Source organism: Catenulispora acidiphila DSM 44928 (assembly GCF_000024025.1).
Lineage (GTDB): Bacteria > Actinomycetota > Actinomycetes > Streptomycetales > Catenulisporaceae > Catenulispora > Catenulispora acidiphila.
Genome location: NC_013131.1, coordinates 737,780 through 759,860, shown reverse-complemented (window position 1 = coordinate 759,860; position 22,081 = coordinate 737,780). Strand labels below are relative to the sequence as shown.

Sequence of the window (22,081 nt, the reverse complement as noted above, 5' to 3'; positions counted from 1 at the left end):
GCGGCATGGGAACCGAGTGAGTCCTTCACCCAGCCGTTCACTCAGCGGTCCGCGTGGTGCGAACAGCCACGACGTGCACCAGTGCTTATATGAGGGGCATGGGGTTCATGTCCCGGCTGCGCGCCACGACCGGCCGCATCGACCGGTTCCAGCAGCGGCACCCCGTGCTGGCGTTCCCGGTCGCGGTGTTCCGGGAGCTGCAGGTGATGAAGGCCGGCTACCTGGGCGCCATGCTCACTTTCTTCGCTTTCATCTCGCTCTTCCCGCTGCTGCTGATCCTCACCACGGTGCTCGGCGCCGTACTGCGCTCGAACCCCCAGCTCCAGCAGGACGTGCTGAACTCCGCGCTCGTCGACTTCCCGGTCATCGGCGAGCAGCTGAAGAACAACATCCACGACTTCGGGCGCAGCGGTGTCGCGCTGCTGATCTCCATCATCGTGACCGTGATCGGCGCGCTCGGGCTGGCCAACGCCGCGCAGTACGCGATGAACCTGCTCTGGGGCGTGCCGGAGGACCGGCGGCCGGGGTTCCCGCAGTCGTGGCTGCGCAGCCTGGGCATCATCGGGACGATGGGACTCGGGGTGCTGTCCACGACCGTGATGACGGCGCTCGGGGAGTGGGCCGGCGGGCACGTCTTCACCGCGGGTCTGCGGGCCGGGCTGCTGGCCGCCTCGTTCGTGCTCACCGCGCTGCTGTTCTGGCTGGGGATGCGTGCCGCGACGGCTCCGGAGGTGGCCGCGCGTGACCTGCGTCTCGCCGCGATCCTCACCACACTGTTCTGGCAGGGTCTGCAGTACCTCGGCGGCTTCATCGCCGCGCACCAGCTGCGCCACGCCTCGACCCTCTACGGGGTCTTCGGGCTCGTGCTCGGACTGCTCGCGTGGATCTATCTGCAGGCGCGGCTGACCCTCGTCGCGGTCGCCTCCGACGTGGTCCGGGCCCGCCGGACCTGGCCGCGCTCATTGTTCGACTGATCCACCGGTCCCTCACTTGGCGCACCGGGATATACGCTCGGCGACCCTCGACAAATCCGGATCAAGACCAGATGATCGGGGGACGAGACCGGATCTTCCCCGAGCGGAAACCGGTCCCATCTGCACGAAACGATCAAGCGAGCCGGTCCCGGACAAGTACGCGGATCGCGTAGGATCGCCTGAATCCCGCCTAAAGCCGTAAGGAACCGATGCGATGCGCCTGCTCGATTCTGCCCGCATCGGCCTGGCCGCCTTGTGGCCGCACGGCGCCCTGCGGCACCAGATCGATCATCTGCGCCCCGGCAAGATCATGCCCCACGGCGTCCCGCGCAAGACGCTCGCGGTCTCGATCGCTCTGAGTGCCGCGCTGGTCACCAGCAGTCCCGCGCACGCGTCCATCGCCTACAGCCCGCTGCCGAAACTGCCCACTCTCAGTGCCGCGACTCTGACGCAACGCTATGACCTGAACCGCGACGCGATGGCGAAGGCGGCCAACGAGGCGCAGTTCGGTGGGGACCCGGCGCTGGCGCACGCGCTGCGCAACCTGGCGGTTCCGGACCGCGACTTCCTGTCCTTCGACCCCTCCGGCGACGGCCGGGGCATCGAGGTGGTCGGCGATCTGGCGCACGCCAAGCGGATCGCGGTGGTCGTGCCGGGCGCCGGCAACACGCTGGCCAACTTCGACAGCGCCAAGGGCCCGGGGGTCGGCGCGGAGGCGCTGTACCACCAGGCGGTCGAGTTGGGCGCGGACAAGTCGTCGCTGGCGGTCATCGGCTGGCTCGGCTACGACCCGCCGGCCGTGGACAGCATGCACATCGCCACGCTCGGCCGCGCCGACGCCGGCGCCAAGGCGCTGCGGTCGTTCCTGTCCCAGATCCGGACCGTCAACGACGCGCCGGTGAGCCTGCTGTGCCACAGCTACGGCTCGGTGCTGTGCGGCCAGGCCGCGGCGCACGTCAAGGCGACGGACATCGCCGTGTTCGGCTCCCCCGGCATGGGCGTGGACTCGGTGTCCGACCTGGACACCACCGCGCGGGTCTGGGCCGGCCGCGGCGCCAACGACGGCATCGCCGACGTCCCGCACGTCCAGGTGGACCTGCTGGGCGTCTCCGTGGGCTTCGGCGACGACCCGGTCGACCCGGCGTTCGGCGCCCGGCTCTTCGACGCCGGGACCGGCGGCCACAGCGACTACCTGCGCACCGGGGACACCGCGCTGCGCAACCTCGCGCTGATCGCCCTCGGGCGCGGCGCCGAGGTGTCGTCGCCGCAGAGCGGGCACTGACCCGGAACCGGGCGGCCGCTCGATGACACCGACGCCGACACCGACACCGCCGCCTCATCCCGGCGACGCCGCCCTCGGCCCGACTCCCGACGGCCACCGCTACTTCCGGCGCTCCATCCCGCTGGCGCACTCCTTCGACCCGCAGGACGCTTCGCTCGACCGCGCCTTCGAGCGCGCCCGGGCGATGCTCCAGTCCTGGGGACCGCAGCTCGGCGCCGGAATGCGGATCGAGTTCGCCGCCGCGTCCGACGCTGATGCCGATGCCGATGCCGATGCCGATGGAGGGCAGGCGTTCGCTCTGCCCTCCCCCTCTGTCGGACTCGAAGGACAGCTGGTCTCCCGAGTCGCAGGACTGATCCCACTCCGTGCGCCCTTCCGCGTAATCACTGCGGAGTTCGCCAGTACGGACCACGCCGGATACGCCTACGAGACGTTGCCCGGACATCCGGAACGCGGACGCGAAGCCTTCTACGTGACGCGCGCAGAAGGCTTGGTGGAGTTCACCGTCATGGCGTTCTCACAGCCCGTCGTTTGGTATGCGCGCTTAGGCGGTCCCGTGACGCGAATAATCCAGAACCGCTATACGAACAAGTACCTGTTGGCGATGGCTGTCAGCCCTCGCTAGTTCCGCTATACGGTCGGCACCAATACGAAGAAACGCTGAAGCGCTTTCGCATCCCCGCTCACGAGAAGCGGTTCGCCAGGAATGCGGTGCCAGAGGAAGAGCAGGAGATCCGAGGCGGTGCCGGCGAGTTCGGCGTCGGCGGGTTCGTCCTCGCCGAGCGGACGGAGACCGTCCGGCTCCAGCGCGACGGACCAGACGCCGGAACCGTCCGTCTGGCGGAAGCGGTAACGCTCCCCCTCCATCGGCGGAACCGACTTCGTTCGGCGGCGGAACGGGATGACGTCGTCGAGGAACTGGGCCACGCCATCGCCCGCGAGTTCTTTGTCCACAGGCTGGGGAGAACCGATCGCGCCCTCCAGATCCCAGCGATGCACAGCCGCCTCGATGGTCTGCATCCGCAGCCAGAAGCTGACGCCGTGCACGTCACCCCACGTCCAGACCGCCGTTTTCGGATCGGTGGAGCGGAACGTCTCGGCCAGCGCGGTCGCGCCCTCGGCGAACCAGTCGGCGAGGTCGTCCGCGGTGGCGTCGGTGGGCGCCCTGAACATGGTCTTCCGGTCCGGCGGCATGGTCTCCAGGCGCTCCACGATCACGTGGTTCACCAAACGCTGCACCCGACCGAGATGCCGCACCAAGTCCGCGGTGGTCCAGTCCGGACACGACGGGACGGGTAGCGGGGTGTCCGGCACGGCGGCCATCAGGGCGGCGCGATGGAAAGCGGTTGTTTCCCTCTCGAAGTGTGCAATGCGGTCCACTTCTTCACTCTCCCACTGACTGTGCGCGCTGCCTAGGAACACGCTTTAGTGCCACACGCGGTTTTTCCGCAGTGCCCTCCGCTTTAGCGAACCGTTCAGCAGCAACAGCAGGAGTGCCAGCACCGCCGCTCCCGCACAAGCGGCGAAGATCTTGTTCCGGCGCGAGGACACCAGCCCGGTTTTGGCTGTTGCCGCCGCCTGAGAGGAGTCCTTCAGCGCCTTGGTGGCCATGGGTCCCGGAGTCGACGTCGCGGGATGGACCGGCGACGGAGCGGCGGCGGGAAGCGATGCGGCCAGCGGAGCCGCGCCCGACATCAGCGGGTTGTCCTTAGCGACCGGAGTGCCAACGCTTAGCGCGGCCAACGGATTGACGATCCCATAGCCGTATGTGTCATTGCGCTGGAGACCTGTAGCTCCGCCGCCCTTAGTAGCGGTCGCCAGGAGCGCACGGATGGTCTGCCCCGCAGTCCAGTCCGGATGCATCGCACGGACCAGGGCGACGGAGGCGGTCACATATGCGGAGGACTCACTAGTGCCCTTCACAGTCTTCGGCACACCTGAGGCGGTCTCTACTGGGATTCCCACTCCGGGAGCCGTCAGAGCGACCTGCGGTCCGTAGTCCGACCCCGACCACCGAGTGCCGGTGGCGTCGATCGCTCCGACCGCGACCACACCGGGATAGGCCGCCGGGATGATGACGTGCCCGTTCCCCGCGTTCCCGGCAGCGGCGACGACCACGATGTCGGCGGCCTCGGCCTGCTTCACCGCCGCTGCCATCCCGGGCGTGTCCGCCGTGCCGAGCGACATGTTGATCACCTTGACGTGCTGGGCGATCGCGAACTTCAGGGCGTCGGCGATGTGCGCCGGGTCCGAGCCCGTCGCCTGCTGCATCCGGACCGGCAGGATCTTCGCCTCGGGCGCCAGGCCGTGCAGTCCGTCGCCGGCGCCGGTCCCGGCGATCAGGACGGCCATCGTCGTGCCGTGGCTGTCGGTGTCGGTGTCGACGTGCGCGATGCCGGTGCTGTCCGGACCGAGCGAGAAGTCCGCGCCGGGCAGCAGGTTGTCGCGGGTGTCGCCGAGCGGGGTGACGCCGGAGTCGACCAGTCCGACCGTGACGCCGGCGCCCTTGGTGTGCTGCCACACCTGGTCGGCCTTCAGGTACGTGAGCGGCCACTGCGAGGCGGCCTTGGGGACTGCGTCGTCTGCTCGCACCGTAGGTGGCATGAACGCCAAAGCGGCCAGACCACAGACACCCATGAGCGACCCCAAGCGGTGCGACATGCGCAATAGGATCGCGTGCTGTACGAGATAACGCAAACCTCTGTGAAGATCTTAATAGCCCCTTTTCCGACACTAGGCGGAAATCACTTACCGCTTATGATTCGGGGTATGGCCCGTTACGAATACCGCTGTCGCGCGTGTGGCGACACCTTTGAGCTGTCCCGCCCGATGTCCGAGGCGTCGGCTCCCGCCGTGTGCCCCGCGGGCCACGACGACACCGTCAAGCTGATCTCCGCGGTCGCCGTGAACGTCGGCGGCGGAACCAAGACCGCCGCAGCATCCGGCAACGCTGGCGGATGCTGCGGCGGTGGCTGCTGCTCGTAGCGAGCAGCAGCGGAGGGCTGGGGCCGAGGGAGGCCGTCAGCCCATGTGCGGGTACCGGTGGTCCACCGGCGGCACGAAAGTCTCCTTCACTGTGCGCGGGCTCAGCCAGCGCAGCAGGTTCTGCGCGGAGCCGGCCTTGTCGTTGGTCCCGGAGGCCCGGCCGCCGCCGAACGGCTGCTGCCCGACGACCGCGCCGGTCGGCTTGTCGTTGACGTAGAAGTTGCCGGCGGCGAAGCGCAGCTTGCGGTGCGCCTCTTCCACGGCGGCGCGGTCCGTGGCGAACACGGAGCCGGTCAACGCATAGGGCGTGGAGCTGTCGACCAACTCCAGGACTTCGCTATAGCGCGCGTCCTCATAGACGTGCACCGCGAGGATCGGACCGAAGTACTCGTCGGTGAAGATCTCGTGGTGCGGGTCCTCGCCGACCAGGATCGTCGGCTGCACGAAGAAGCCCTGTGAGTCGTCCGCCGTGGCGCCGGCGAGGATCTCCACCTTGCCCTCGGCACGGACCCGCGCGAACAGGTCGCTGTGCTTGGTGAAGGCCCGGCGGTCGATGACCGCGCCGCCGAAGTAGGAGAAGTCGGTGACGTCGCCGTAGGTGATGGTCCCGGTGACGTCGGCCAACTGCTCCCGCACGCCGGACTCCCACAGGGAGCGCGGGATGTAGGCACGCGAAGCCGCGGAGCACTTCTGCCCCTGGTACTCGAACGCTCCCCGGACCAGCGCGGTGACCAGAGCGGCCGCGTCGGCGCTCGGGTGCGCGACGACGAAGTCCTTGCCGCCGGTCTCGCCCACGATGCGCGGGTAGGAGCGATAGACGTCCAGGTTCTCCGCGGTCTGGCGCCACAGGGCCTTGAACGTCTTGGTGGAGCCGGTGAAGTGCAGACCGCCGAACTCGCGGTCGTTCAGCGCGACCTCGCTGACCGCCAGGCCGTCGCCGGTGACCAGGTTGATGACGCCGGCCGGGAGCCCGGCGGCCTCCAGCAGCTCCATCGTGTACTGCGCGGCCAGCTGCTGCGTCGGCGAGGGCTTCCACACCACGGTGTTGCCCATCAGCGCCGGGGCGGTCGGCAGGTTGCCGGCGATGGCGGTGAAGTTGAACGGGGTGATCGCGGTGACGAAGCCGTCCAGCGGCCGGTAGTCGGTGCGGTTCCAGACGCCGGCGGAGTTGGCCGGCGGCTGCTCGGCCAGGATCTGCCGCGCGAAGTGCACGTTGAAGCGCCAGAAGTCGATCAGCTCGCAGGCCGCGTCGATCTCCGCCTGCTGCGCCGACTTCGACTGGCCGAGCAGGGTCGCGGCGTTGACGGTGTCCCGCCACGGGCCCGACAGCAGGTCCGCGGCGCGCAGGATGACCGCCGCGCGCTCGTCGAAGGGCAGCGCGCGCCAGGCCGGCGCCGCCGCCTTGGCCGCCGCCACGGCGTCCGCGACGTCGGCCGCGGAGGCGTTGGCGGTGTCGCCGAGCACGTGCTTGTGGTTGTGCGGCTGGACGACCTCGACGCGCTCGCCGGAGGCCATCCGGCGCCGCCCGGCGATCGTCATCGGCAGCTCGTGGCGCTCGGCCGCGATCTCGGCGACCCGGCGCTGGAGCGAGTCGCGCTCGGCCGAGCCCGGGGCGTAGGCGCGGACCGGCTCGTTGACCGGGGCGGGGGTGTGGGTGATGGCATCCATGGCGGTGCGGGTGATCCCCTCTGTTGGCGCGCTGGTGGTGGCGCGCTTAGCGCTTGACGAGCGAGTTCAGGAAGAACATGACGTTGGCCGGGCGCTCGGCCAGCCGGCGCATGAAGTAGCCGTACCAGTCGTCGCCGAAGGGCACGTACACGCGCATCGTGTCGCCGCCGTCGACCAGCCTGTGCTGTTCGGTGGTCCGGATGCCGTGCAGCATCTGGAACTCCTGCGCGTCGTGCGCGCGGCCGGTCTCGGCGATCAGCGCGTGCGCGATGTCGATCATGCGCTGGTCGTGGCTGGCGATCATCGGGTACGCCGAGGAGCGCATCAGGGTCTTCATGGCGCGCACGTACGCCTTGTCCACCTCGTGCTTCTCCTGGTGCGCGACGGAGGCGGGCTCCATATACGCGCCCTTCACCAGCCGCACCCGAGAGCCGGCGGTGGCCAGGTCGGCGACGTCGCCCTCGGTGCGGAACAGCGCGGCCTGGATCGCCACGCCGACCCACGGGAACTCGCCGCGCAGCTCGCGCAGGGCGCCGAGGGTGGCGTCGACCGTGGTGTGGTCCTCCATGTCCAGGGTCATGGTGGTCCCGGCGTCGCGCGCCGCCTCGGCGATCGCGATGGCGTTCTCCAACGCGATCTTCTCGGCGTCCTGGGGAAGCTTCTGGCCGAGGGCGGAGAGCTTGAGCGAGACCTCGGTGCGGTGCGCGATGCCGAGGTCGGCGAAACGCTTGAGCATCTCCAGGTAGGCGTCGCGGGTGGCGGCGGCGTCAGCGGCGTCCTGGGTGTCCTCGCCGAGCCGGTCCACGGTGACCGCCAGACCCTGGTCCACCAGGTCGCTGATGATCAGGCTGGCCTGGTCCAGGTTGTCCCCCGCGACGAACCGGTCGACGACGCGGCGGGTCAAGGGGACACCGGTGATCATCCCGCGCATCTTGGCGCTGCGGGAGGCGGCGAGAAGCGTTTGGCTGAGCATGGCGGGCCTGTCTTTCCTGGTGGCGCACCGGGTGGCGCAGCGGTCGTGAAGCCTTTTGGGATGACGGTAGGACGGTGTGTCCAGCGACGGTATGGACGAGTGCCACGATCACTGCCCCATTTCGTCATACACTTGTCTGATGGCGACACCGACCACCGATCAGCTGCAGGACCTCGTGGACCTCATCTCCCAGCTCGCGTCGTCTTCGGCGACGCTGGAGGACCGGGACTTCGACCTGGTGGCGTTCGCCTCGCAGTCCGGCGGTCTGGACGTCATCCGGCAGCGTTCGATCTTGCAGCGGCGCTCCACTCCGGAGGTGCGCGCCTGGTTCGAGGGGTTCGGGATCGCGCGCAGTGAACTGCCGGTCCGTACACCCGCGGACCCGGAACACGGAGTGCTGCCGCGGGTGTGTCTGCCGGCGCGGTGGAACGGGGTGACGTACGGGTACGTATGGCTGCTCGACGTAGACGGCCACCTGGACGACGCACTCCTCGCGAGCGCTATGCACGAGGCGTCCCGTGCCGGCGCACTGTTGGCGCAACAGGCGCGAGTCAGGGAGCGGATGGAGGAGCGTCTCCAGAACCTGCTCTCCCCGGATCGCGCGGTCGCGGAGCAGGCTGCCGAGGAGATCTCGGATCTCGGGCTTGTGGACCGGGACCGGAAGATCACAGTGGTGGTCCTGGAGACGCGGAATCAGGATTGGCAGTCCGTGCCGCTCAACCTGTGGCGGCTTCCGCGGTCGGTCTTGGCGGCTCCGGAGACGGATCACATCAGCCTGTTGGTTCCGGAACCCCACTCCGTCGCCGATATCGCGGAGCGCGCATTGGAGCTCTATAGAGAGCGCCTAGAGAGCGATGCAAGGAAAGACGTACTCGTCGGGATCGGTGCGCCGCGCGAGGATTTGGCGGAGGCTCGGGCGAGCTGGCGCGAGGCTCGGCTCGCGGTGCGCGTCGGGCGCGCGGTGCCGACGTTCCGGCCCACGGCGGTGTGGGCGGACCTGGGGATCTATCGGCTGCTCGCGTGCGGTCCGCAGCGAGAGCTCCGGGACGCTGTCGTGGACCCGGCTGTGCGGCGGCTGTTGGAGGAGCCGGATCTGCTCATCACGGTACAGACGTATCTGGACCACGCGGGAAGCGCGCAGCAGACGGCCGCCGCTCTGAGCATCCATCGGCAGACGCTGTACCACCGGCTGGAGAAGATCGAGCGGATCACCGGTCTCGACCTGGCTGACGGTCGAGACCGGTTGCGCCTGCACCTGGGGGTGTCGCTCGCTCCGCTGGTGGGCGGATAGGGCTGCGGTGTGGAGGCGGGAGCGCTCAGCTGCCCAGCGAGACGGACGCCTCGTGCCCGAGGAACCCGAGCAGGTCCTGGCGGCTCACCACGCCCTGCGGCTTGCCCTCGACCAGCACGACCGCGGCGTCCGCCTTCTCCAGCGCCGTGACCAGCGCCGACACCGGCTCGCCGGAGCCGACCTGGGGCAGCGGCGGGGACATGTGCTCGTCGAGGCGGTCCTCCAGCGAGGCCTTCTCGTAGAACAGCGCGCGCAACAGGTCCCGCTCGACGATGGAGCCGATCACCTCGGCGGCCATGACCGGCGGCTCCTCCTTGACCACGGGCATCTGCGAGACGCCGTACTCGCGCAGGGTCTCGATCGCCTCGCCGACGGTCTCGTGCGGGTGCATGTGGACCAGGTCCGGCAGGCCCTGGCCCTTGCGCGCGAAGACCTCCGCGACGGTGGGCTCCTCGGTGCCGGGGTTCAGGAAGCCGTAGTCGGCCATCCAGTCGTCGTTGAAGATCTTCGACAGGTAGCCGCGGCCGGAGTCCGGCAGGATCACCACGACGACGTCGTCCGGTCCCAGGCGCGCGGCGTACTCCAGCGCGGCGACCACGGCCATGCCGCAGGAGCCGCCGACCAGCAGGCCCTCCTCGCGGGCCAGGCGGCGGGTCATCAGGAAGGAGTCCTTGTCGGACACCGCGATGATCTCGTCGGCGACGGTGCGGTCGTACGCGGTCGGCCAGAAGTCCTCGCCGACGCCCTCCACCAGGTAGGGACGGCCGCTGCCGCCGGAGTAGACCGAGCCCTCGGGGTCGGCGCCGATCACCTTGACGGCGCCGTCGGAGACGTCCTTGAGGTAGCGGCCGGTCCCGGAGATGGTCCCGCCGGTGCCGACGCCGGCGACGAACGCCGTGATCCTGCCGTCGGTCTGCTGCCAGAGCTCCGGGCCGGTGGAATGGTAGTGCGAGGCCGGGTTCTCAGGGTTGGAGTACTGGTCGGGCTTCCAGGCGCCGGGGATCTCGCGGACCAGGCGGTCGGAGACGTTGTAGTACGAGTCCGGGTGCTCGGGGGCGACCGCGTAGGGGCACACGACGACTTCGGCGCCGTAGGCCCGCAGGACGTTGATCTTGTCCGTCGAGACCTTGTCCGGGCAGACGAAGACGCACTTGTAGCCCTTCTGCTGCGCCACGATGGCCAGCCCCACACCGGTGTTGCCGGAGGTGGGCTCCACGATGGTGCCGCCGGGCTTGAGCGCGCCGGAGCGCTCCGCCGCCTCGATCATCCGCAGGGCGATCCGGTCCTTCACGGAGCCGCCGGGGTTGAAGTACTCGACCTTGGCCAGGACGGTCGCCTGGAGGCCCTTGGTGACGTTGTTCAATTTCACCAGGGGTGTGTCGCCCACCAGATCGACCATGGACTCGGCGTACTTCATCGGCGGCGTCTCCGCTTCCCTCGTGTGGGCGGCTGTTTACGGTGGTTACCAGCCTACGGGGAGAAACCACCACGCCGTAGCCGGCGGGGGTCACGGTAAGGTCCAGGGAACGGCGGACATACTTCAGTAGAGGCTTGTAGTAGGAGGTGTGCCGACGATGACCGGGCTCACAAGGCTGGGTGTCGCCAAGCGTGTCGCCGCTGCCGCCGCACTAGGCGGCGGGGGGATCGGGGTCCTCACAGGCGGCGCTATCGGGCTGATCGTCGCCGAGGCGAAACTCGCCCGGCGGGCCATCGGCCCTGCCAAAGGAGATCCGCCGCGCGCGGACGGGGTTTACGGGGCGTGGTACGCCACGCCCGGCGTCGAGGTGATCCGCATGGCGGTCCTCGGCGACAGTTCCGCGGCCGGCTACGGCGTGACCGAGTCGGCGCGCACGCCCGGCGCGCTGTTGGCGTCCGGGCTGGCCGAGGCGGCCAATTCCCCGGTGCGGCTGCACAACGTGGCGAAGGTCGGCGGCCAGTCCTCGGACCTGGGCTGGCAGCTGGAGCGGGTGCTGGCGTCCGCGCCGGACGGCCAGGCGCCGCACGTCGTCATGATCATGATCGGCGCCAACGACGTGACGCACCGGGTCAAGGTCGCCGAGTCGGTCCGCTTCCTGGGCGACGCCGTGCGCCGGCTGCGCGCGGCCGGGATCGAGGTCGTCGTCGGCACCTGCCCGGACCTGGGCACCATCCGCCCCGTGGCGCAGCCCTTGCGCCGCCTGGCGCGCCGCTGGTCCCGCCAGCTCGCCGCCGCGCAGACCGTGGAAGTCGTCTCCGCCGGCGGCCGCACGGTCTCCCTGGGCTCGCTGCTCGGCCCGGAATTCGACGCCCGCCCGGAGGACATGTTCGGCCCGGACCGCTTCCACCCCAGCGCCGAGGGCTACGCGGCCGCCGCCATGGCCCTGCTCCCCTCGATCGCCGCCGCCATCGGCCGCTGGCCCGACGCCGCCGCCGGCCAGCCGGACGTCCTGGAACCGGCCCGCGGCGAAGCCCGCATGCCCCTGGCCCGCGCCGCCGTCCTCGCCGCCCGCCACGGCGGCACCGAGGTCGGCCGCGAGGTCGGCAGCGCCGCCCGCGCCGGCTGGGGCATCCTGCGCCACCGCCGCCGCCAGCAGATCGCCGAGCCGGTGGTCCCGGAGGGCGCCGACAAGACCGACGCCGAGGCGGCGGGATCCGGCTCCGGATCCGGCAAGGAAGCCGGGACCGGCGCGAAAGCGACAGTCTCGAACGACGTCGCGGCTTCCTGAAGCCGGGACGGCGAGGCGGCTGCGTGCGACGCGCGAGCCGCCTCGTAGATCGTCGTAGACCGACATAGACCGACACGGACCGACACGGACCGGCGCCGACCAGGCTCGCCAGGTCAGCGCCGCATCAGCTGTGCCCGGTGACGCACACCGGCGGCACGTCGACCGAAGCGCCTCCCGCATCGGTAGGGGTGACGAGGGAGCCGACATCGACGCACACCGTGTCCGTGTGCGACGGCGCATCGAACTTTTGCTGCTCCGCCACCATCCGGTACGCCCAGAACCCGACCACGATGGTCAGCACCACGGCGATCATCCCGGCTCGGCCGCTGACCAGAGACCGCCACCCCGGCCAAGCGGGTTCGAGGTCTTCCTCGTCGTCACGCTCGTCCACGTCATCCACATCGTCCACTGCACAACCCCCCTCGTCACGTGCGCGGCAGCATAGCGGTGAGAGGGCTGATTCTCGTAGTGGGAAAGCGGGAAACGGACTCCGCGCGCCCGGCTCACCGCCAGCCGGGCGGCACACCTTACCGACCATGTAAGAGTGTTGATGGTTGTCGCGGGCCGGTTCGAGCGAACCGGCCGGCGTGCGCGTGTGCCCAGAGCGGGAGTCGAACCCGCAACGCCATAAAGGCCGCGAGGTTTAAGCTCGCTGTGTCTGCCTGTTCCACCATCTGGGCCCGAAGGGATCACCGGGATGATCCTTCGGGCTTCAGCGTAGCGAGAACTCCGCGAAAGCGTGATCGAGTTCCAGCGCTGGTCCGCAGAAGGTCCTGTTCGGGCGCAGGTCGCAAGGGGCGCCGTGCGGCGCGGGGAGAGGACTTTCACCGGACTTCCTGTTGGCGTTCCTGCGGTGTTCGCCTGGGTGGCGGGGGCTCGCGCGGGGGTGGCGGGCATTCAGGCGACGCGGGCTGTGCCGCGGTGTCCGCTTCCGCTCCGGAACGGGTGCGGGCGCGCAGGTTGAGAGCCCTCGGCACACGCCGGGGGCTCTGTGGGGTTCCGGGAGGGGGCTTTTTATCCGAATGCGCGCGCGGCGCGCTTCAGGTCCATCTCGTGGACGATCGCGTTGGCGTAGCCACGCGGGAGGTCGTGCTCGGCACGGAGCCAGCTGACCCGCTCTTCGAAGCGCGGGAGGGACGGGCCTTCGTTGACCAGCTGGAACCAGGTGTCCAGGCTGCGGCCGGTGGCTGCGGGGATGCGGGCGAGGAGGTTGCGATGGGTCTGTTCGGAGTGGTGGATCGTCATACGGGCGCCTCCGCGAATGGACTTGGCTTACGGTCCGTGTGCGCCAGCGTGCCTGAGGGTCGGGCGGCTGGCAAGAGGAACGGGACCTGGCGATTCCGTCGCCAGGCGGAATCCGGGCGGTCGGTGACATGCCGCGACGTTCCCGCGGCATTCGCCACCCGTATCCTTCCCGGATGACTTCCAGCACCAAACCGGGGGAACACAGTGCGGACGGGGAACCTTCGGCGGTGGAGGTCCTGGCCGGGGAACTGGCCAAGGTCGCGGACGGCTACCGCCGGCTCCCGCACTCGAAATTCTCCCTGCGGCTGGAGCCCTACGGCGACCGGGCGCAGGCCGGCCACTGGCTCGCCGCGCAGGTCGCGATGGTCGCGCAGGGGATAGAGCGCTGGGACAGCCCGCAGCCGCCCCGCTGGCGGGAGCTGCCGACGCTCGGGGTGTTCGCGCTGGGCGACCAGATCGCGGTCGTCGGGAACGACCTGCTGGCCGCCTACCGAGCCCTGAAGGACCCGCGCGAGACGCTCATCTGGACCCCCGGAGAAGGCCGCGTGCCGGCGGAGAAAGCGATGGCGGCCGTGCTGGACAGCACGACCGCCTTACGCCGGGCGCTTTAGAGCGCCGCCAGTTCAGAGCGCCGCCAGTTCAGAGCCTCGCCAGAATCAGCTCAGCCGCTCCAGGATCAGCGCCATCCCCTGACCGCCGCCGACGCACATGGTCTCCAGACCGAACTGCTTGTCGTGCCACTGCAGCGAGTTGATCAGGGTGCTGGTGATCCGCGCGCCGGTCATCCCGAAGGGGTGGCCCACGGCGATCGCGCCGCCGTTCACGTTCAGCTTGTCCAGGTCGATCCCCAGGTCCTGGTAGGACGGGATGACCTGGGCGGCGAACGCCTCGTTGATCTCGACCAGGTCGATGTCGCCGATGGTCATGCCGGCGTGCTTGAGCGCGTTCTGCGTGGCGCCGACCGGGCCGATGCCCATGATCTCCGGGGAGATCGCGGTGACGCCGGTGGCCACGATCCGGGCCAGCGGGGTCAGGCCGAGCTCGCGGGCCTTGGTGTCGGACATGATGACCACGGCCGCGGCGCCGTCGTTCAGCGGGCAGCAGTTGCCGGCCGTCACGGTGCCGTCGGGGCGGAAGACCGGCGCCAGGGTCGAGGTCTTCTCGTAGGTGACGCCGGGGCGCGGGCCGTCGTCCTTGCTGACCACGGTGCCGTCCGGCAGCGTGACCGGGGTGATGTCCTTCTCCCAGAAGCCGTCGGCGATCGCCTTCTCGGCCAGGTTCTGCGAGCGGACGCCGAACTCGTCCTGCTCCTTGCGCGAGATCCCCTTGATCTGCGCCAGGTTCTCGGCGGTCTGGCCCATCGCGATGTAGACGTCCGGCAGCGTGTCGTCCTCGCGCGGGTCGTGCCAGACCTGGCCGCCGGCGGCGAACTCGTTGGTGCGGTTCACCGCGTCGGTGAACAGCGGGTTCTGGGTGTCCGGCAGTCCGTCGGAGGAGCCCTTGACGTACCGCGAGACCGTCTCGACGCCCGCGGAGATGAACACGTCGCCCTCGCCGGCCTTGATGGCGTGGAAGGCCATGCGCGTGGTCTGCAGCGAGGACGCGCAGTAGCGGGTGATGGTCGCGGCCGGGAGGTGGTCGTAGCCCAGCAGCGTGGCGACCACGCGGCCCATGTTGTAGCCGGACTCCCCGCCCGGCAGGCCGCAGCCCAGGTACAGGTCGTCGATCTCGCGCGGGTCCAGGCCGGGGACCTTGTCCAGCGCGGCGCGCACCATCTGCGTGGTGAGGTCGTCGGGCCGGATGGAGGTCATCGAGCCCTTGAAGGCGCGGCCGATCGGGGAACGCGCGGTGGAGACGATCACTGCCTCGGGCATAAAGGTCACTCCTTGCGAAGGGGTCCGGGTCGCCTGCCGGCTTCAGGGCCGCGCGGTCGGCGCCGCGATGGGGGTCGGTCTCAGCGTAGTTCGCCAAGCTACCGCTTGGTAATGCCAGGTGTGAGAGAACACACCCGACTCCCTCACAGTAAGGCGGCGCCGCTCTTTCCACCCACATTCCACCCCCGGTTGGAAGCGGCGGGGCGGCCGGGAGCGAGAAGATCGGGGACATGGCAGCGCTGACGGTGAACATGATGGACCGCAAGGCCTATTTCTGGGGCATCCAGGCCCTGCGCTCCGGCGGTCTGGTGGCCCTCGGCATCACGCTGTTCGGGGTGAGCCCGAAGCCGGGTCTGCACGAGCGCGGGCTGGCCGTCACCATCACGTTGGCCGTGGTGGCGGTGGCCTGGATCGGGATGATCACGTTCGACATCCGCAAGTGGCCCATCGAGTACCCCCTCGCCCTGCTGTCGGTCAGCGGCGGCCTGCTGTCGATCCTGCAACCGGGACCGGCGATCTTCGTCCCGGCGGTCGCGGCGTTCTCCGCGGGCTCCAACCTGGCGCCGCAGGTCTCGGCGGCGATCACGGTCGCCGGCGCCCTGTCGCTGACCGTCACCGCGCTGGTGATCGGCGCGCCGACCTCGGCGGTGCTCGGCTTCGTCGTCATCCTGGGAACCGCGCTGGCGATGGGCACGGTCCGCTACGCGATCGCCCAGCGCGCGGGCCAGGCCGAACAGCTGCTGGAGCAGACCCTGCGCGCGTCGGCGGCCGAGACCGAGGCGGCGGTGCTCGGCGAGCGCACCCGCATCGCCCGCGAGATCCACGACATCCTGGCGCACTCGCTCGGGGCGCTGGCGATGCAGGTCGAGGCCGCGCAGGCGTTGCTGACGCAGGAGAATCCGGACATCGCGAAAGCCGTCCGCTGCGTGGAGCGCGCCGGGCAGCTGACGCGCGAAGGCCTCGTGGAGAGCCGCCGCGCCGTCCACGCGCTGCGCGAGGACATCGGCCCGCTCTCGGAGATGATCGGCACCATGGTCGAGGCCGACGGCGGCACGATGACCACGGTCGGCGAACCCCGCAAGCTCCAGGCGGACGCGGCGCTGGCGCTGTACCGCACGGCGCAGGAAGCGGTGACGAACGCGCGAAAGCACGCGCCGGGCAAGGCGCCGTCGGTCGATCTGCGCTACGACCCCGACGCGGTCCGCCTGACGGTGACCAACGAACTCGCCGAAGCCGACGCCGCCCGGCCGCTGACGGACTCCGGCGGCGGCTTCGGTCTCAGCGGACTGCGCGAGCGGATGGAACTGGCCGGCGGCACGCTGGAGGCCGGGCGCGACGGGGAGGATTGGAAGGTGCGAGCGGTCGTGCCGGGCTGAGGACGCGGCTCGGCGTAGCGCTGAGGAAGATCGAGCGCTTCATCGGCATCTGCGGGAGAATCCCGGGGTGACCGAGATCCGAGTACTCATCGCCGACGACCAAGCCGCGGTCCGGGAAGGCCTGGCCCTGCTGCTGGAGACCATGTCCGACGTCACGGTGGTCGGGCAGGCCGGCGACGGGCTGGAGGCGGCGGCGCTGGCCGCCGAGCTGGCGCCCGACGTGGTGCTGATGGATCTCAACATGCCGCGTTCCGACGGGATCGAGGCGACCGCGACGATCCTGGCCGCGAACCCGGCCATCCGCGTGGTCGTGCTGACCACCTACGAGGACGACACCTCGATCGTCGGGGCACTGCGCGCCGGCGCGCTGGGCTACCTGACCAAGGCCGCGACGCGGGCCGACATCGAGCGCGCGGTGAAGGCGGCGGCGGCCGGGCAGGCGATTCTGGATCCGGCGGTCCAGCGGCAGCTGCTGGCAGCCGCGACCGGCGCGAACACGGGCACGGGCAACGGCACCCCGACGGCCCCGGCCGCCGAGCCGGAGTCCGCCGACGACCTGAGCCCGCGCGAAGCCGACGTCCTCCGGCTCATCGCCGCCGGACACTCCAACCGCGAGATCGCCAAGAAGCTGTTCGTCGGCGAGGCGACGGTGAAGTCGCACATCAACCGCATCTTCACCAAGACCGGCTGCCGCGACCGGGCCCAAGCCGTCCAGTACGCCTTCACCCACGGCTACGCCGAGCCCGGCGGGAAGTGATGGGACTCTAATGGAGAGTCCTTATATATAGGTCACGCCTTCAGATACGCCAGCACCGCCAACACCCGCCGGTTGTCGTCGCCCGACTCCGGCAGACCCAGCTTCATGAAGATGTTGGAGGTGTGCTTGGCGATCGCGCGCTCGGTGATCACCAAGCGCTCGGCGATCGCGGCGTTCGACCGGCCCTCGGCCATCAGGGAGAGCACTTCGCGCTCGCGGTCGGTCAGCGCGCCGAGCGGTTCCTTGCGGGCCCCGCGCGCCAGCAGCTTCGAGATCACCTCGGGGTCCATCACGGTCCCGCCGCCCGCGACCCGCCGGACCGCGTCCACGAAGCTGTCGGAGTCGAAGACCCGGTCCTTGAGCAGGTAGCCGATCGCGCCGGCGCCGTCGGCGAGCAGTTCGCCGGCGTAGAGCTGCTCGACGTACTGCGAGAGCACCAACACCGGCAGGCCCGGCACGACCTGCCGGGCCTCCAGGACCGCGCGCAATCCCTCGTCGGTGAACGTCGGCGGCATGCGCACGTCCACTACCGCCACGTCAGGGCGCTCATTCACCAGGGCCTCGACGAGTGCGGGGCCGTCGCCGACGGCCGCCGCGATCTCGAATCCGTACGCCTCCAGCAGCCGGATCATGCCGTCCCGGAGGAGGAAGAGGTCTTCGGCGAGGACGACACGCACGGCAGCTCCATGGTCACGACAGTCGGTCCGCCCTGCGGGCTGCTCAGGGCGAGGATCCCGTCGAAGGTAGCAAGCCGGCGCTCGATCCCGCGCAGTCCGCTGCCCTTGTCCAGATCCGCGCCGCCGATTCCGTCGTCGCTGACCGTGATCTTCAGCAAGCCGTTGTGGACCCGCATGTCGATCCAGACGTGCCCGGCGTGGGCGTGCTTGGCGACGTTGGTCAGGGCCTCGCTGACCGCGAAGTACGCCGCCGACTCCAGCGGCGCGTCCAGCCGTCCGGGGACCTCGGCGTGGACCTCGACGTCCAGCGGCGAGTCCAGCGCCGTGGCGCGCACCGCGTCGACCAGACCGCGGTCGGCCAGCACCGGCGGGTGGATGCCGCGCACCAGGTCACGCAGCTCGGACAGCGCCTTGGCCGAGGAATCGCGGGCTTCCGACAGGAGCTTCTGCGCCGCCTCGGGGTCGCGCTCCATCAATTGTGAGGCCGCGTTGAGGTGCATGCCCATGGCGACCAGCCGCGCCTGCGCGCCGTCGTGCAGATCGCGCTCGATCCGGCGCAGCTCGGCGGCCTGGGTGTCCACGGCGTCGGCACGGGTCTGGGTCAGGTGCTTCATCCGGGCCTCGACCTGGGCCGGCGTCGGCGCCAGCAGGACGCGGGACCAGCGGGCGTGCAACTCCAGCATCTTCGGCGCGATGGCGAAGCCCAGGGCGATCTCCAGGACGCCGAGGGCCGACGGCGCCCAGCGCATGCCCTCGTTGCCCTTGTGGACGTGGATGAAGCCGAACCAGTCGTTGAAGCCGTGGTCGACGAACAGGCTCCACAGGGCACTGATCACGAAGCCGTACAGGCCCTCCATCACCAAGGCGAGGGGGAGGAGCGCCAGGAACGCGCCGACGACCGGGTCGACGAGCACCCACGCGCCGTCCCGCCAGAACGCCGGGTCGGTGCCGTGGAACTTGATCCTCTCGAAGTAGCCGCCGAACCCGGGACCGAACTCCGGCGCGGCGCGGTAGGGCCGCGGGATCTCGATGCCCCGCCAGGCCCGCACCTTCGTGCGCCGCAGGTCGGCCAGCCAGCGCAGGTAGACCGCGGCCGGCGGGAGCAGGAGCAGGCCGAGCCCGATACCGGCCATGCCGGCCACCAGCGTCAGGGCGATGGTGCCCAGCAGCATCGGGAACAGCATCACGAAGAACCAGAACCCGCCCTCCAGGACGGCGCTCAGTCGCTTGTTGGTGTTCGTCATGTCCTCAAGTCTCGGGTTCGGGTCCGGGCCGGGCGAGGGGCTTACACACCCAGTGTGGGGTGTACCTACCTACACCTCCAGGAGGGGTTCTACAGCCAATGACCCCTTACCCGCTGCTCCACGACGCTGGAGGGCATGTGGACGACCCTCGTTTCCGGCATCACGCTCGCCGCTTCTTTGCTGACCGGCGCCACGGCGCACACTGCGCACGGCACGCGCACCGTGCACGGCACGCGCACCGCCGCGGACAACACTGCCACCGATGCAGCCGCTGCGGTTGTTTCCGCGCCGGATCTCGCGGGCGTCGGCTCCCTCGTCGACCAGACCGTCACGGCGCAGCTCGCCAAAGACAAGATCCCGGGCGCGGCCGTAGTGGTGGTCGCCGGCGGGCAGACCGTGTACGCGCAGGGCTACGGCGTCGCCGACATCGCCGCCGACGCCCCGGTGGACCCGGTGCGCACCGAGTTCTTCACCGGCTCGATCGCGAAGGTCTTCACCGCGACCGCCGTCGCGCAGCTCATCCAGCAGGGGAAGATCGATCCGCACGCGGACGTGAACGCCTACCTGAAGGGCTTCCAGATCTCCGACGCGTTCCCGGGCCACCCGGTGACCGTCGAGGACCTGCTGACCCACACCAGCGGCTTCGACGACGACCCGGTCGGCGCGGCGGTGTCGGATCCGAAGGACGTCCCGCCGCTCGGGCCGTACCTCGCCGACCACGAGCCTTCGCGCGTGCGTCCGCCTGGAACGCTGGCCGCGTACGACAACTACGGCGCCGCACTAGCCGGATACATCGTCGAGTGCGTGTCCGGAGAGCCGTTCGCGCAATACATGCAGGACCACCTGTTCGGACCGCTGCAGATGGACGCCACGACCTTCCAGCAGCCGCATCCGCCGGCGATCGAGACGAACCTGGCGAAGGGCTACCGCCCTGAAGGCGGCGGCTGGACCGCCGAGAGCGGCCAGTACGGCGCCTGGTCGCCGACCGGCGCCGGGACCGTCGCCACCGCGACCGACGTCGCCACGTTCCTGAAGGCGCAGCTGTCGAAGGACCCCGAGCTCGGCGCCGGAGTCGCGGATCTGATGCAGCGGCAGCACTTCACGATGGATCCGCGGCTGCCGGGGATGGCGTACTACTTCGAGGAGCGGCCGCGCGACGGTCAGCAGATCCTGTTCAAGGACGGCGACGTGCCCGGCTTCCACAGCGACATGGCGCTGCTGCCGGACCGGGACATCGGTGTGTACGTGGTCTACAACGGCGACGGCACGAACGGGATCGCCGGCTGGGATGGCAAAGCCCTGATCGACCGGATCGTCGACAAGTACTTCCCGACCACTGCCGCCGCCTCCGGCACGTCCGGCACGTCCGCCACACCGACGGCGGTCAAGGACCCGAAGCTGGACAGCTACGCCGGAAGCTACCGCAGCGACCGGATCAGCCGAGCCGCGATCACGCGAGTCGCCGGACTGGTCTCCTCGGTGACCGTGTCCGCGAACTCCGACGGCACGCTCACCACGAACGGCCTATCGCAGAACCCTGATGTCGGCGACCAACGCTGGATCCCTGTGGGCCACGGCGAATTCGCCGAGCAGGGCGGCCAGGACCGGCTGGTCTTCGACGGCCACGGCCACCTGGCGACGACCATCGATCCGACCATCGCCTACTACCGGCTGGCCTGGTACAACTCCCCCAGGCTGCACCTGCCGATGCTCTACGGCGGCGCCGGGATCCTCGCGGTCGGCTTCCTCGCCTTCCCGGTGCTGGCTCTGGTCCGGCGGCTGCGCGGGCTGCCGGCGCATCCGCGGTGGGCCCAGAGCGCGCGCGTGCTGGCCTGGGTCTCCGGCTTGCTGGCGACCGGGTTCGTGGTCGCGCTGCTGTCGATGACCAGCGACAGCAACGCCTTCACCGAGATGGTGCTGCTCGGCTCACCGTGGCTGACGCTGCTGGTGGCGGTGAACGCGGTGCTGGCGCTGTGCACCGTCGGACTGCTCGCCGGGAGCGTCGCGGCGTGGCGGCTGCGCTGGTGGCGGCCGGTCGGGCGGATCGCGTACTCGCTCACCGCCGCCGGCGCTGTGTCGTTCCTGATCGTGGCGTTCACGTACAACCTGGTGTGGCCGTAATCAGGACCCTGCGAGAGCGGATCAGGCCTCGAAGATGGTCAGATCCAGCTCGGACAGCCGCTCCGGGTCCGCGAGGATGTTGATCTCCTTGATCCGGTCGTCCACCACGGTGAATCCCATGACCGCCGCGGGCTTGCCGTCGACGATCGTGACCCGCCCCGGCGCCCCGTTGACGAGCGCCGGGTGCGCGTGCGCCGCGAACTGCGCGAACATCAGCGCCTGCTTGGCGACCGCCTCGGCGCCGCGCAGCAGCTTCAGGCCGGCGGGCAGGCTGCCGTAGTCGGCGCGCAGCACGACGTCCGGATCCAGGACCGCGACCAGCGCGGCGAGGTCGCCGCCGCGCGAGGCCGCGGTGAACGCCTTCACCACCGCGCGCTGCCGGCCCAGATCCGGGTCGGGCACGGCGTCGGCGCCCTGCACCCGGCGCCGGGCCCGGCTGGCGAGCTGCCGGGCGGCGGCCGGGCTCTTGTCGACGATGACCGCGATGTCCTCGAAGGGGACGGCGAACATGTCGTGCAGCACGAACGCCAGGCGCTCGGCCGGTTGCAGCGTCTCCAGGACCACGAGCAGGGCCAGTCCGACCGAATCGGCGAGCAGCGCCTCGTGCTCGGGGTCCAGACCGTCCTCCGGCGAGATGATCGGTTCCGGGATGTGGACCGCGTCCAACGACTCCTCGCGGCTGCGGGTCTTCAGCATGGTCAGCGCCACGCGTGCCACGACCGTGGTGAGCCAGCCGGTCAGGTTGTCGATGGCGGTGAGGCGCTCCTCGCGCTGGCGGCTCAGGCGCAGCCAGGACTCCTGGACGGCGTCGTCCGCCTCGGACAGGGAGCCCAGCATGCGGAACGCGACCGCTCGCAGATGGCGCCGGTTCTCCTCGAAGCGCTCGGCGAGCCATTCGGTGCTTTCCAC

At 70.1% G+C, this 22,081-nt stretch carries 21 protein-coding genes and 1 tRNA gene; 10 read left to right on the top strand and 12 right to left on the bottom strand.

From position 1 onward, the window contains the following. Nucleotides 1–98: 98 nt before the first annotated feature. The 3 genes from CACI_RS03230 to CACI_RS44985 all read left to right on the top strand — a co-directional run bounded on the left by CACI_RS03230 (nt 99) and on the right by CACI_RS44985 (nt 2,881). Nucleotides 99–974, top strand: a complete 876-nt coding sequence (locus tag CACI_RS03230) for a YihY/virulence factor BrkB family protein (protein ID WP_049871453.1) — start codon at nt 99–101, stop codon at nt 972–974. A 214-nt stretch (nt 975–1,188) separates the two neighbouring features. Further along, complete coding sequence (locus CACI_RS03225; RefSeq protein WP_012784883.1) at nt 1,189–2,256, top strand: alpha/beta hydrolase; 1,068 nt, start codon at nt 1,189–1,191, stop codon at nt 2,254–2,256. A gap of 22 nt (nt 2,257–2,278) precedes the next feature. Beyond that, nucleotides 2,279–2,881 (top strand): DUF1990 family protein, encoded by a 603-nt coding sequence (locus CACI_RS44985; protein WP_012784882.1) that lies wholly within the window; start codon nt 2,279–2,281, stop codon nt 2,879–2,881. A gap of 5 nt (nt 2,882–2,886) precedes the next feature. Here the strand turns inward: CACI_RS44985 and CACI_RS03215 are convergent, their stop codons facing one another. Together CACI_RS03215 and CACI_RS03210 are read right to left on the bottom strand one after the other, a co-directional pair. Beyond that, nucleotides 2,887–3,579 carry a maleylpyruvate isomerase family mycothiol-dependent enzyme gene (locus CACI_RS03215; RefSeq protein ID WP_049871452.1) on the bottom strand — a complete coding sequence of 231 codons (693 nt, stop codon included), beginning with the start codon at nt 3,577–3,579 and terminating at the stop codon, nt 2,887–2,889. Between the two features lie 102 nt (nt 3,580–3,681). Next, a complete protein-coding gene (locus tag CACI_RS03210) occupies nt 3,682–4,848 on the bottom strand; it encodes a S8 family serine peptidase (RefSeq protein ID WP_190276719.1) in 1,167 nt (388 codons plus the stop codon). Nucleotides 4,849–5,025: 177 nt separating this feature from the next. Here CACI_RS03210 and CACI_RS03205 point away from each other — a divergent pair, with 177 nt between their 5' ends. Next, nucleotides 5,026–5,241, top strand: coding sequence for an FmdB family zinc ribbon protein (locus CACI_RS03205; protein ID WP_041540022.1), 216 nt, complete (start codon nt 5,026–5,028; stop codon nt 5,239–5,241). A gap of 36 nt (nt 5,242–5,277) precedes the next feature. Here the strand turns inward: CACI_RS03205 and pruA are convergent, their stop codons facing one another. Next, on the bottom strand, nt 5,278–6,909 hold the full coding sequence (gene pruA / locus CACI_RS03200; RefSeq protein WP_012784878.1) for an L-glutamate gamma-semialdehyde dehydrogenase: 1,632 nt from the start codon (nt 6,907–6,909) through the stop codon (nt 5,278–5,280). Between the two features lie 46 nt (nt 6,910–6,955). Next, complete coding sequence (locus tag CACI_RS03195; protein ID WP_012784877.1) at nt 6,956–7,882, bottom strand: proline dehydrogenase family protein; 927 nt, start codon at nt 7,880–7,882, stop codon at nt 6,956–6,958. Nucleotides 7,883–8,021: 139 nt separating this feature from the next. Between CACI_RS03195 and CACI_RS03190 the strand changes: the two genes are divergently transcribed. Then, complete coding sequence (locus tag CACI_RS03190) at nt 8,022–9,173, top strand: PucR family transcriptional regulator (protein WP_012784876.1); 1,152 nt, start codon at nt 8,022–8,024, stop codon at nt 9,171–9,173. A 25-nt stretch (nt 9,174–9,198) separates the two neighbouring features. Here CACI_RS03190 and CACI_RS03185 read toward each other — a convergent pair whose 3' ends face one another. Further along, nucleotides 9,199–10,590 carry a cystathionine beta-synthase gene (locus tag CACI_RS03185; RefSeq protein WP_012784875.1) on the bottom strand — a complete coding sequence of 464 codons (1,392 nt, stop codon included), beginning with the start codon at nt 10,588–10,590 and terminating at the stop codon, nt 9,199–9,201. Between the two features lie 157 nt (nt 10,591–10,747). Between CACI_RS03185 and CACI_RS03180 the strand changes: the two genes are divergently transcribed. Continuing rightward, complete coding sequence (locus CACI_RS03180) at nt 10,748–11,878, top strand: SGNH/GDSL hydrolase family protein (protein ID WP_012784874.1); 1,131 nt, start codon at nt 10,748–10,750, stop codon at nt 11,876–11,878. A gap of 124 nt (nt 11,879–12,002) precedes the next feature. Here the strand turns inward: CACI_RS03180 and CACI_RS03175 are convergent, their stop codons facing one another. The 3 genes from CACI_RS03175 to CACI_RS03165 form a co-directional block, all read right to left on the bottom strand. Further along, entirely contained in the window at nt 12,003–12,287 is a 285-nt protein-coding gene (locus CACI_RS03175) for a hypothetical protein (protein ID WP_012784873.1), read from the bottom strand. Nucleotides 12,288–12,474: 187 nt separating this feature from the next. Then, nucleotides 12,475–12,558 (bottom strand) — tRNA-Leu (locus CACI_RS03170). Nucleotides 12,559–12,892: 334 nt separating this feature from the next. Further along, nucleotides 12,893–13,123, bottom strand: coding sequence for a DUF4287 domain-containing protein (locus CACI_RS03165; RefSeq protein WP_012784872.1), 231 nt, complete (start codon nt 13,121–13,123; stop codon nt 12,893–12,895). Between the two features lie 173 nt (nt 13,124–13,296). On the opposite strand from CACI_RS03165, the gene CACI_RS03160 reads away from it, so the two are divergent. Beyond that, on the top strand, nt 13,297–13,734 hold the full coding sequence (locus CACI_RS03160) for a hypothetical protein (RefSeq protein ID WP_012784871.1): 438 nt from the start codon (nt 13,297–13,299) through the stop codon (nt 13,732–13,734). 45 nt (nt 13,735–13,779) lie between these two features. Here CACI_RS03160 and CACI_RS03155 read toward each other — a convergent pair whose 3' ends face one another. Next, nucleotides 13,780–14,997 carry an acetyl-CoA C-acetyltransferase gene (locus CACI_RS03155; protein ID WP_012784870.1) on the bottom strand — a complete coding sequence of 406 codons (1,218 nt, stop codon included), beginning with the start codon at nt 14,995–14,997 and terminating at the stop codon, nt 13,780–13,782. A gap of 230 nt (nt 14,998–15,227) precedes the next feature. Between CACI_RS03155 and CACI_RS03150 the strand changes: the two genes are divergently transcribed. Together CACI_RS03150 and CACI_RS03145 are read left to right on the top strand one after the other, a co-directional pair. Further along, on the top strand, nt 15,228–16,373 hold the full coding sequence (locus CACI_RS03150; RefSeq protein WP_012784869.1) for a sensor histidine kinase: 1,146 nt from the start codon (nt 15,228–15,230) through the stop codon (nt 16,371–16,373). Nucleotides 16,374–16,440: 67 nt separating this feature from the next. Next, nucleotides 16,441–17,130 (top strand): response regulator transcription factor, encoded by a 690-nt coding sequence (locus CACI_RS03145; protein WP_012784868.1) that lies wholly within the window; start codon nt 16,441–16,443, stop codon nt 17,128–17,130. A gap of 32 nt (nt 17,131–17,162) precedes the next feature. Here CACI_RS03145 and CACI_RS03140 read toward each other — a convergent pair whose 3' ends face one another. After that, nucleotides 17,163–17,807: a LuxR C-terminal-related transcriptional regulator gene (locus tag CACI_RS03140; RefSeq protein WP_012784867.1), complete on the bottom strand. Its 645-nt coding sequence runs from the start codon at nt 17,805–17,807 to the stop codon at nt 17,163–17,165. After that, a complete protein-coding gene (locus CACI_RS03135) occupies nt 17,759–19,051 on the bottom strand; it encodes a sensor histidine kinase (protein WP_012784866.1) in 1,293 nt (430 codons plus the stop codon). The genes CACI_RS03140 and CACI_RS03135 overlap by 49 nt, the downstream gene beginning before the upstream one ends. 135 nt (nt 19,052–19,186) lie before the next feature. Here CACI_RS03135 and CACI_RS03130 point away from each other — a divergent pair, with 135 nt between their 5' ends. Continuing rightward, nucleotides 19,187–21,172: a serine hydrolase domain-containing protein gene (locus CACI_RS03130; RefSeq protein ID WP_012784865.1), complete on the top strand. Its 1,986-nt coding sequence runs from the start codon at nt 19,187–19,189 to the stop codon at nt 21,170–21,172. Between the two features lie 21 nt (nt 21,173–21,193). Here CACI_RS03130 and CACI_RS03125 read toward each other — a convergent pair whose 3' ends face one another. Then, a complete protein-coding gene (locus tag CACI_RS03125) occupies nt 21,194–22,081 on the bottom strand; it encodes a sigma-70 family RNA polymerase sigma factor (RefSeq protein ID WP_012784864.1) in 888 nt (295 codons plus the stop codon).